This is a genomic window from Stenotrophomonas sp. P5_B8, from assembly GCF_054049855.1.
Genome location: NZ_JBFULO010000118.1, coordinates 1 through 10,428 on the forward strand (window position 1 = coordinate 1; position 10,428 = coordinate 10,428).

The 10,428-nt window shown below is 69.2% G+C and carries 8 protein-coding genes; 3 read left to right on the forward strand and 5 right to left on the reverse strand.

Annotated elements, in window-relative coordinates; translation table 11 throughout:
* Positions 1 to 20: 20 nt before the first annotated feature.
* Positions 21 to 479, forward strand: a complete 459-nt coding sequence (locus ACXJKH_RS08830; protein WP_457319143.1) for a hypothetical protein — start codon at positions 21 to 23, stop codon at positions 477 to 479.
* A gap of 12 nt (positions 480 to 491) precedes the next feature.
* Here ACXJKH_RS08830 and ACXJKH_RS08835 read toward each other — a convergent pair whose 3' ends face one another.
* From ACXJKH_RS08835 to ACXJKH_RS08850, 4 genes are all read right to left on the reverse strand, one after another.
* A complete protein-coding gene (locus ACXJKH_RS08835) occupies positions 492 to 1,226 on the reverse strand; it encodes an MliC family protein (protein ID WP_457319144.1) in 735 nt (244 codons plus the stop codon).
* A gap of 99 nt (positions 1,227 to 1,325) precedes the next feature.
* Positions 1,326 to 1,715, reverse strand: a complete 390-nt coding sequence (locus ACXJKH_RS08840; protein WP_457319145.1) for a nuclear transport factor 2 family protein — start codon at positions 1,713 to 1,715, stop codon at positions 1,326 to 1,328.
* Position 1,716: 1 nt separating this feature from the next.
* Positions 1,717 to 4,830 carry a multidrug efflux RND transporter permease subunit gene (locus tag ACXJKH_RS08845; protein ID WP_457319146.1) on the reverse strand — a complete coding sequence of 1,038 codons (3,114 nt, stop codon included), beginning with the start codon at positions 4,828 to 4,830 and terminating at the stop codon, positions 1,717 to 1,719.
* 732 nt (positions 4,831 to 5,562) lie between these two features.
* Positions 5,563 to 6,717 (reverse strand): efflux RND transporter periplasmic adaptor subunit, encoded by a 1,155-nt coding sequence (locus tag ACXJKH_RS08850; protein ID WP_457319148.1) that lies wholly within the window; start codon positions 6,715 to 6,717, stop codon positions 5,563 to 5,565.
* 126 nt (positions 6,718 to 6,843) lie between these two features.
* On the opposite strand from ACXJKH_RS08850, the gene ACXJKH_RS08855 reads away from it, so the two are divergent.
* Together ACXJKH_RS08855 and ACXJKH_RS08860 are read left to right on the forward strand one after the other, a co-directional pair.
* Entirely contained in the window at positions 6,844 to 7,590 is a 747-nt protein-coding gene (locus ACXJKH_RS08855) for a response regulator (RefSeq protein ID WP_457319149.1), read from the forward strand.
* A complete protein-coding gene (locus ACXJKH_RS08860) occupies positions 7,590 to 8,654 on the forward strand; it encodes an ATP-binding protein (protein WP_256777198.1) in 1,065 nt (354 codons plus the stop codon). Before ACXJKH_RS08855 ends, ACXJKH_RS08860 begins: the two co-directional genes overlap by 1 nt.
* Here ACXJKH_RS08860 and ACXJKH_RS08865 read toward each other — a convergent pair.
* Positions 8,632 to 10,428: DUF7844 domain-containing protein (locus ACXJKH_RS08865; RefSeq protein WP_457319147.1), on the reverse strand; the 1,797-nt coding region annotated here is incomplete at its 5' end. The two genes, ACXJKH_RS08860 and ACXJKH_RS08865, sit on opposite strands and share 23 nt — an antisense overlap.

Genomic DNA, 10,428 nt, shown 5'->3' on the forward strand with positions numbered 1-10,428 from the left:
GGGTGGATGCCGCCTCGCCCGTGGTCGGCAAGGAGGCCGTCGCCGCACCGGAAATCCCTTCCCAATCGCCGGCGACGGAAAACCCGCTGATCGAGGCCGACGCCAACACCGGCATGCCGGATCTGGACGACCTCGAGCGCGCGCGCGCCAACGCTGGCTGCGAGGTATCCAACGACATCGGCGATGTGGACGACATCCGCATCTACTGCGCGATGCCCGCCGATGTCCGCGCGTTTCTTGAGCGCGAAAACACCTGCCAGCATTTCGCGGGCGAAGAAGCCTACGACCAAGAACGTCGCGTCGAGCTTGAGGCCGCCGACAAACGCTACTGCCAGGGCCGCGAACGGATCTTCGCCGATCTGTACGAACGTCACCATGCGGATTGCGCCCTGCGCGAGGCGTTGATCGGCGTGGGCAACCGCTACGACCTGTTCACCGACGTCGCGCCGGATCACTGCCGCCCGCAGGACGTGCGCTGACCCGCCCAGCGGTTACGGCTTGGCCGCCAGCGCAGGCGCGCCGGCGAAATCCCCACAGCCGTGGTACTGCCGCGCGCCCACGGTCAGCATCGCCGTGGTCCCGAACGTCTGCCCGCTCATGTCGTCCTGGCAGACCGTGCGCTGGAAGGTCAGCTTGATATCGGTGCCATCGGCGGCCTTGCCAGACCAGCCATCCTTCCCTTGGGTCGGGGTGGGGATCTCGAAGGTGCGCTGCCCGTAGTCGGTTTCCACGCGCAGGCTTGGCGTTGCGCCCGCGGGGACTTCGGCTACCCAGCCGGGCTCGTTGCCGGTCGCGCGGAAGCCCGCATGGGCCGTGCTTCCAGCGGCGGGCGCGGGCGCTGCCGCGCCTTCTTCGCCCGAGCCGGTGCAGATGCGATCGGCCTCACCCTTCAGGCTGAGCGCGCCTTCGGTGGTGCCCTTGGTCCAGAACGTGTTGCCCTGCCCGTCGCCGTATTTGGCACCGGAGGCGGCGACCTCCGAAGACATCGCATAGGTCCGCTCGCCCACCACCACCGTGGCCGAATCCTGGCCGCGATAGGTCGCGTGTACGGCCACATCGCCGCACTGGAAAGCATAGCTGCGCTCATCGGTGGTCGCGGCGGCCGGCGGTGGCGGTGCTTCGCTTGCAGCGCCTGCCGACGCGGCGCCGTCGCCCTGCTGCGCGGGCTGGCAGGCGCTCAGTCCGGCCGCGATGGCCAGGCTCAAAAGCCATGGGGATGCACGCATGTTGGACTCCTTGCGGTTGTTGCGATCAGCCAACCATCCTAGCCCGCAGGCTGCAGCGGGAGGTGAAGCAGCCCTGACTCCACGGGCTGCGGCATCGGTTCAGACCGCGCGCGGCGGCAGCAGTGCGATCGACAGCAGGTGCACGCCGGCCGCGTTCGATGCACTGGCCCACACCCGCAGCAGGCGCAGCGCGCGCGCGTGTTCGCCGGCCGCGTCGGCATACCGCAGCCGCACGTCACTGGATACCAGGGTCAGCTGCCCGCACACCAGTGACTCCACTGCGGCCTGCTCGAGCGCGGTGATCCGCAGCTGCCCGGTTGACCACCCCGTGAGGCAGGGATGGGCGCCCAGCCACTGCCCTGCCCCGTCACTGAAGAACAACGAGGGCGACAGCCAGGCCTGCAGTGCGTCCACGTCATGCGCCAACAGCAGCTGCAGCACCTGTGCCTCGGCCGTGGCGATGGTGGTATCAATCACGGTGGTACTCATCTCATTCCTCCCGGCCTTGCCGCCATGGCCAGCGCCAGCGGCGTGCGCCCTGCACCAGTACGTAGAACAGCGGCACGAAGAACACCGCCAGCAYGGTGGCGGTCAGCATCCCGCCGAATACCCCGGTGCCGATCGCATGCTGGGTTTCAGCCGACGCGCCGGTGGCCAGCATCAACGGCACCACGCCCAGCGCGAACGCCAGCGACGTCATCAGGATCGGGCGCAGCCGCAGCCGTGCCGCCTCGATCGCCGCGTCAACCAGGCCATGCCCCTGCAACTGCAGCTGGCGCGCAAACTCCACGATCAGGATCGCGTTCTTGGCCGACAGCCCGATCACGGTGATCATTCCGACCTTGAAGAACACATCGTTGGGCAACCCGCGCAACAGCACGGCCGCCACCGCGCCCAGCAGGCCCAGCGGCACCACCAGCAGCACTGCCGCCGGGATCGACCAGCTTTCATACAGCGCGGCCAGCACCAGGAACACCACCAGCATCGACAGCAGCATCAGCCACGGCGCCTGCGCACCGGAGGCGCGCTCCTGCAGCGACTGCCCGGTCCAGGCCAGTGCGAAGCCGGCCGGCAACTGCCGCGCCAGCCGCTCCATCTCGGCCATGGCCTGGCCGCTGGACGCGCCCGCTGCCGCATTGCCGGACAGGCTCAGCGACGGGAAGCCCTGGTAGCGTTCCAGCTGCAAGGGCGTCTGCGACCACACCGGGGTGACCAGCTCGGCCAACGCCACCATGCCGCTATTGGCATTGCGCACATGCAGCTTGAGCACGTCATCCACCTGCATGCGGTGCGGTGCGTCTGCCTGCACGATCACCTGTTGCAGGCGGCCCGCATTGGGGAAATCGTTGACGTACTGCGAGCCCATCGCCGCCGACAGCGTGTCACTGATCGCACTGAAGCCCACGCCCATGGCCTGCGCCTTGTGTCGGTCGATCTCCAACCGCACGGTGCTGCCCGCTGGCAGGCCTTCGGCATGCACGTCGCGCAGCAGCGGGCTTGCGGCGGCCAGCGCCAGCAGCTGCTGTTGTGCCGCCTGAAGCTGCGCCGGGCCCTGGCCGCTACGGGCCTGCAGGCGCAGGTCGAACCCGGACGAGGTGCCCAGGCTGTCGATGGCCGGCGGCGTCACCACGATCACCTGGCCTTCCGGCGCGGCGGCCATGGCCTGCTGCGCGCGTTCCACCTCGTCGGCCACGGTGGCACCGGCGCGCGCGTCCCACTCGTTGAGCATGGTGTAGGCCATCGCCGCGTTCGGCCCGGACCCCGCGAAGCTGTAGCCCATGATCGCCTGGTTGGAGGCGATGCCCGGGCGTGCGGCGATGTGCGTCTCGTAGCGTTGCATCACCTCCAGGGTGCGCTCGGCGGTGGCATCGGCCGGCAGCTGGATGGAGGTCATGAAGTAGCCCTGGTCCTCTTCGGGCAGGAACGCGCCGGGCAGCAGGTGCAGACCCATCCCCAAGGCCACCACGAGGGCGGCGAACACGGCCATGCTGCGCCCACCGCGCTGCAGGATGCGCACCACCTGCCCCTGGTAGCCGTCGGTCATGCGCGCCATGCCGCGATTGAACGCACCGAAGAAGCCGCCTCGCCCGTGGTGGCCGCGCGTGCTCGGCTTGAGCAGCGTGGCACACAGCGCGGGGGTAAGGGTCAGCGCGAGCAGCGCCGAGAACAGGATCGATACCGCCATGGCCAGGCTGAACTGCCGGTAGATCGCGCCCACCGAACCGTCGGCAAGCGCCATCGGAATGAACACGGCGGTGAGCACCAGGGTGATGCCAATCACCGCACCGGTGAGCTCCTTCATCGCCTTGGCGGTGGCCTCGCGGGGTGGCAGGCCTTCTTCGGCCATGATCCGCTCAACGCCTTCCACCACCACGATGGCATCGTCGACGATGATGCCAATCGCCAGCACCATGCCGAACATGGTCAGCACGTTGATCGAAAAGCCCGCCGCCAGCATGACCGCGAAGGTGCCCAGCAGCGCGATCGGCGCCACGATGGCCGGGATGAGTGTGTAGCGGATGTTCTGCAGGAACAGGTACATCACCGCAAACACCAGCACCATCGCCTCGACAAGGGTGATCAGCACTTTCTGGATCGAGATCGCCACGAATGGCGCGGTGTCGAACGGCACCGTGGACTCCATGCCCACCGGCAGGGTTGGCGCGAGTTCGGCCATGCGCGCGCGTACCGCGCCGGCCACCTTCACTGCGTTGGCGCCGGGCGACAACTGGATGGCCGCCGCGGTTGCCGGCGCGCCGTTTTCGCGTGTGGACCACGCATAGTTTTCCGCGCCCATCTCGACCCGGGCAACATCACCGATGACCACCCGGGAGCCATCCGGATTGGCGCGCAGCACGATGGCCGCGAACGCCTCCGGCGTACTCAGCTGGCCCTCCACGGTGAGGGGAATGGTGACCCGCTGGCCCGGCAGCGCCGGCGAATCGCCGACCCGGCCGGGGGCGATCTGCGCATTCTGTTCGCTGATCGCGGTGGTCAGGTCGCCCAGAGTGAGGCGGTAGGCCACCAGCTGGGCGGGGTCAACCCAGATCCGCATGGCGCGTTCGGCACCGAACAGCTGCACGCGACCCACGCCGTCGATGCGCCGCAGTTCTTCGACGATGTTGCGCGCCATGTAGTCGCTCAGAGCCACTTCGTCCAGGCGGCCATCGGTGGAGCGCAGCCCGACCAGCATCAGGAAGCCCGAATCGGCGGCCTCCACGCCAAGCCCGTTCTGGCGCACCGCCTGCGGCAGCCGCGATTCGATCGCCTTGATGCGGTTCTGTACGTCCACCTGGGCCAGCTCCGGATCGGTGCCCGGGCGGAAGGTAGCGGTAATGGAGGCCTCGCCCGAGGTGTCGGTGGACGAGGAGAAATACAGCAGGTGCTTGACCCCGGACAGCTCGCGCTCGATCAGCCCGACCACGGCATCGTTCATGGTCTGCGCCGACGCGCCGGGATAGCTGGCATAGATGCTGATGCTGGGCGGCGCGACGCTGGGATAGCGCTCGATCGCCAGGCGCGGAATGGCCAGCGCTCCGGCCAGCACCACGAAAATAGCCAGCACCCACGCAAACACCGGGCGCTCAATGAAAAACTGCGGCATGCAACTTCCTCTCGCCGGCGCACCGCCGCGAAAGCAGCCGGTGCAGTGGCATCGTCATCCACAAAAAAGGTTCTTCGTCGTACTGCGGGATTGCTCAAGCCACTGCGATGCAAGAGCAAGAGCTACTGTCCGCGCCTGCACCGGGCTGGGCAGGTGCGGGTGGGGTTACGGGACACGCTGCAAGTCCCGCTCCGCGGCCCGGCCCAGCCGCTGGCGGCTGGGCGTTCGGTCGCATGCGAGGCAATGCCTCGCAAGCAATGCGCCCTCACCCATGTAAGCTCCGTCGCCGCATCCATGCGGCTCAGGGTCCCGCCAMCCCACCCCCACCAGCCYCYGACACATTTCGGTGCGCACAGGAGAGCGAAGCGACCAGCGCGTCAGCGAGCTTTATCCCAAGCCTTTGCGCTCAGCCCGAAGCCCGCCCTGCTACAGCCGCGCAGCGACGCAAAGGACATACGGACGTTGCGTCGCTTGTTGCTCGCCCAAGGCCACCAGCCCACTGTSGAGGGTCGGGGTGGGTGGGTTCACGGGACCCTGAGCGCCATGGATGGCGCGACGGACGGAGCCTCCACGGGTGAGGGCGCATTGCTTGCGAGGCAYTGCCTCGCATGCGTCCGAACGCACAGCCGCCGGCGGCTGGGCCGGACCGCGGAGCGGGACTTGCGGCGTGTCCCGTGAACCTACCCGCCCCGGCCCAGCCACAGAGCAGGTTCTGAAGGCAGCTCTGGCCTTTCAGCTTTCGCTTTTCGCCTTCACACCAGCAGCAGCCGGCCGCCAGGGCCGGGCCGTCACCGCCATCCCTTCCTGCAACCGCTCCTGCCCCTCCACCACTACCCGCTCGCCCGCCTGCAGCCCGTGGCTCACCACGTACTGCCGGTCCACCAGACCATCCACCTCGATCGTCCGGATCACCGCCTTGCCCTCCTTGTCCACTACCCATGCATACGACTGCCCGCCCGTACTGCGCAGCACTGACTGCTGTGGCACCAACAACGCACCCACCTGTATCCCGCGCGGCACCCGCGCCCGCACGAACATCCCCGGCAACAACCGCCGCGCCGGGTTGTCCACCACGATCCGCAACACGATATCGCCGGTCTCCGCGTCCACATTGATCCCCGAAAACAGCATCCGGCCCTGCTCCGCATACGGCGTCCCGCCCGTCCCCAGCAATGTCACCGGCAAGCCCTTCGCCGCATCCAGCTGACCGGCCACCACCGCACGCTGGATACCCTCCAGCATCGACGCCGGTTGGCGCACATCCACGTATACCTGGTCCAACTGCTGCACCACCGCCATCGGCGTCGCATCGCTCGCGGTCACCAGCGCCCCTTCGGTCACCAGCGCCTGATCGATACGCCCGGCGATAGGCGACTCCACCGTGGCATAGCGCAGATCCAGCTGCCGCCGCGCCAGCGTCGCACGCGCCTGTGCCACGTCCGCCATTGCCTGCTGGTGCTCGGCATGCGCGTCATCGCGCGCCTGCTGGCTCACCGCCTGCGCCGCCGCCAGCGAACCCAGCCGCTCCGACTGCACCCGCGTCCGCGTCAACGCCGCCTCACTGCGCTGCAGCGACGCCCGCGCACTGTCCACCTCCGCACGGAAGGCGGCCGGGTCGATCTGGAACAGCGGCGTACCGGCCTGCACCTCCGCTCCCTGCGCGAACAGCCGCCGCTGCACGATCCCGCCCACCTGCGCGCGGATCTGCGCCGTACGCACCGCCGCCACACGTCCCGGCAGTTCATCGTCGCGCTGCACCGTCGCAGACGAAAGCGACACCACGCTCACCTCCGGCGCCGCCACTGGCGCCACCGTTTCCCTGGCACATGCCGCAAGCATGACCGCAAGCACCGCCCATACAGCGGTTTGAATCCTGTTGGTTTTCATCAGCAGCACAGGGCCGCACGCGCGACCAGAATCATGAATGGCGAAGTCTGCAGCGCCTGCGTGGGGTTTCGATGGAGGAACTGTGGAGATACGATGGAGCACAAGCACCTTCTGGCCCTGCCCCGCATGCACGCCACCGATTCACCCAGCGCCGCCGCGCACTGGGACCGCTCGCTCAACGGGCTCGTCCTGATCGTCGAAGACGAACCCGAGATCGCCGACATCATCGCCGCCTACCTGCATCGCGAAGGCCTGCGCACGCTGCGCGCCCAAGATGGCCTGCACGCGCTGGCGCTGCATCGCAGCGCCCGACCGGACCTGATCCTGCTGGACGTGCAGATGCCCGGSATGGATGGCTGGACGGTGCTCAACACCCTGCGCCAACGCGGCGACACCCCGGTCATCATGCTCACCGCACTGGACCAGGACCTGGACAAGCTGACCGCGCTGCGCATGGGCGCCGACGACTACGTGGTCAAGCCGTTCAATCCGGCCGAAGTGGCCGCGCGCGCCCGCGCCGTGTTGCGACGCACGTTGAATGCACGCCCGGCCGCCCCGCCCGGCATCCTGCGCGTGGGCACGCTGCTGATCGATGCCGAGCACCATTGCGTGCAGGTCGAGGGTGAGGGTTACAGCCACGAGCTGCTGCTGACCCTGACCGAGTTCAAGCTGCTGCACTGCATGGCCCTGGCGCCGTCACGGATCTTCAGCCGCAGCGAGCTGATGCACCAGTGCCTGCCCGAAAGCGAGGCGCTGGAGCGTACCGTCGACAGCCACGTCAGCAAACTGCGGCGCAAGCTCGATGACGTCGGCCTGGAAAACGTGCCGGCCAGCGTGCGCGGGGTCGGCTACCGGCTCGCGGCAGACCATTGATGCGCCGCCCGGGCCTGAGCCGGCACATCGTGGTGTCGATGTCGTTGATGGTGCTGGCGGTCATCGTGATGATGATCCTCAGCTCCTACCTGCTGTATGCCGTGCTGCTGGAGTTCTATCCCAATGCCGACGAGCCGGTGGACTGGGCGCCCACCGGCCCGGAGCTGGTGTGGATGGCCGGGGTCACGCTGATCGGCCTGACGCTGGCGGTGGCGGCGTCGGTGCGGCTTTCCCAGCGCATCCTCACCCCGCTCAACGCGGTGGTCGACAGCATCGGCAGGCTCGCCGAGGGCGACCTCGGCGCACGCGCTACGGCAAGCGACCGCTCACTGGGCGAGGTGGCCCTGCTGGTGGATGACTTCAATGCGATGGCCCGGCGCCTGCAGAACCAGGACGCCGACCGGGCGATGTGGCACGCGGCGATCGCCCATGAACTGCGCACCCCCGTCACCATCCTGCGCGGTCGCCTGCAGGGTCTTGCCGAGGGTGTGTTCCAGCCCGATGAGGCCCAGTTCCGCAGCCTGTTGGCGCAGGTCGAAGGCTTGTCGCGGTTGATCGAAGACCTGCGCGTGCTCAGCCTGGCCGACAGCGCGCGGCTGGACGTGCGCCGGGCCCGCAGCGACGTGGTGCAGGAAGTGCACTCGGTGATGACCCTGGTCGATCCCGGCTTCCGCAGCGGCGGCTTCGTGCTGGAGCTGGAGACCTCGCGCGAGGAGCATCCGGCCCACTGCGATCCCACCCGCGTGCGCCAGGCGCTGCTGGCCCTGCTCGACAACGCGCGGCGCTACGCCACGCCGGGGCGGGTGCGGATCGCCGTGCACGACACCGCCACCCACGTGCAGGTATCCGTCGATGACGAAGGCCCGGGGATCGACCCGAACGTCAGCGCGCAGATTTTCGAGCCGTTCCTGCGTGGCGATGGCTCGCGCTCGCGGCAGCGCGGCGGCAGCGGCCTGGGCCTGGCGGTGGTCAAGGCAATCGCCGATGCCCATGGCGGTCGCGTGTTCTGCACGGCCAGCGCGCTGGGTGGCGCGCGGTTCGTCATCGAACTGCCGCGCCAGTAGCGGCCTCGGTACGGGCGAGCGTGCGCATGCGCTGGCCGAGGCGCTCCAGGTTGTCATCGATGACTGCCAGTTCCTGCTGCTGCGCCAGCGGCAGGCGCGCGCGCAACTGGTGCTGCAGCTGCTGCCAGGCCGGTACGCCGCGTTCGCTGATCCGCGCGGTGGCCGCTGCCGCAGCCGCCCGCTCGCTGCCCAGCGGCACGCCATAGCCGCCCGGCACCAGCGCCGCAGGGGTGACCAGTTGGCCGGTGTCGCGCAGCAGCGCCATCAACGTATCGCGCGCGGCGTCCGCGCCGTCGGCCGGGTGGGCCAGCGTGCGTTTCAGCGCGGCACGTGCACGCAGTTCCCCGCGCTGGCGCGCGGCCTGTTCCAGCAAGAGCAGCGCCGAGGTGGCACGCAGGCCGCCCTGCTCCACCCACGCCGCGCGCTGCGCGGCCGGGCGCTGCAGCCATGCGTTGACCGTCGCGCTGCCCAGCGGCAGCTCGGCACGTGCGACGTCGAACAACTGCTGGTAGTACGCCTCCGCCGAGGCGAAGTAGTAGCCTTGGCGCAACGCCTCGCTGCGGTCCCCCAGCACCGTGCCATCGGCATGCCCCTGCCGCTCCAGTCGCGTCAACAGACCGCGCGGGGTGATCCGATTCAGCCCGGGCGTCGCCCAGCGCGGCACCCCTTCCTGCAGCAGCTTGCCGGTCTCCACCGCGCAGTTGTTGCTGACGAACCTGTAGCGTCCGCTGTAGCTCCACTGCACCTGCGCCACGCGTTCGAGCAGGCTGGCAATCTCCGTTGGCTGCAGCCGTAGCGGCACCGAGGACAGCCCGCGCAGCTCCACCTGGGTGTACTCGTTGATCACCTGGTTCAACGGCAGCACGAACAGCCGCGACGGATACGCGCCGGTCAGCCCCCGCCAGCTGGAGATCTGGACATCGCCGACGAACGCGCGGAAGGACAGCACCCGGTGGTAGGACAGGTCCATCCGGCAGGCCGGACCGGGCGGCCGCCCGGGTGCGCAGATCACCAGCCGCAGCATGCTGTGGCCCCAGCGACTCATCATCTGGTCGTTGCCCTCGGCCAGCAGGTAATCGACCGCGTAGACGCGCGCCGGGTCCACTGCCAGCAGCGAAGCCGCGCCGGTGTTTTCCTCGGCCTGCACCAGCGGCAGCGCTGCATCGCAGGCGGGCGTGTCCGCCAACGGGCCGATCTGCGCGGCGAACCACGCCGCCAGCGCAGGGCGACGGCAGGCGTAGCCGGGGTCGAGCAGGAAGTACTCGGCATTGACCGCCAGGTATTCGGCCGGGCTGCTGCGCTCGTAGTCGTCCGGGCTGCGGCCGCTGAAAGCGTTGCCGGTACGGCCCAGCCGCCAGGGGCGCTGCTGCCACCCACTGAGGTCGCGCCAGCGCGCGGTGCGCGACCAGCCGCCCGCCGCGCTGCGGTCCAGGATGTGGGTCAGCTCATGGATCAGCGCGGCCTGCACCGGACGCGGCAGTGGCTCCCCGTCCTGCACCGGGTCCAGCAAGGAACGGCGCAGCGCGATCGCGCCGTTACGGGCGCGGCCGTGCACGTGATCGGGAAGTGTGTCGGTCCAGCGCACCGGCACCGGTGCATCGAAGCGCGCCTGCCAGGTGAGGGGGAGCTGCGCCTGCACCTGCGCCAGCACGCGGCGCGCGGCCGCCTCCTGGACGGCATCCAGCCCCTGCGTCTGTAGATCCAACTGCAGCGCAGCGTGCGCCAGCGGCGCGGCCAGCAACGCCGCCAGGGCCGCCCAGCGCCAGCGGCGGGC

Excerpts from the sequence above, each read along its gene's own strand:
- ACXJKH_RS08835 (WP_457319144.1), bottom strand. The coding sequence starts at position 1,226 with ATGCGTGCATCCCCATGGCTTTTGAGCCTGGCCATCGCGGCCGGACTG.
- ACXJKH_RS08840 (WP_457319145.1), bottom strand. The coding sequence starts at position 1,715 with ATGAGTACCACCGTGATTGATACCACCATCGCCACGGCCGAGGCACAG.
- ACXJKH_RS08850 (WP_457319148.1), bottom strand. The coding sequence starts at position 6,717 with ATGAAAACCAACAGGATTCAAACCGCTGTATGGGCGGTGCTTGCGGTC.
- ACXJKH_RS08860 (WP_256777198.1), top strand. The coding sequence starts at position 7,590 with ATGCGCCGCCCGGGCCTGAGCCGGCACATCGTGGTGTCGATGTCGTTG.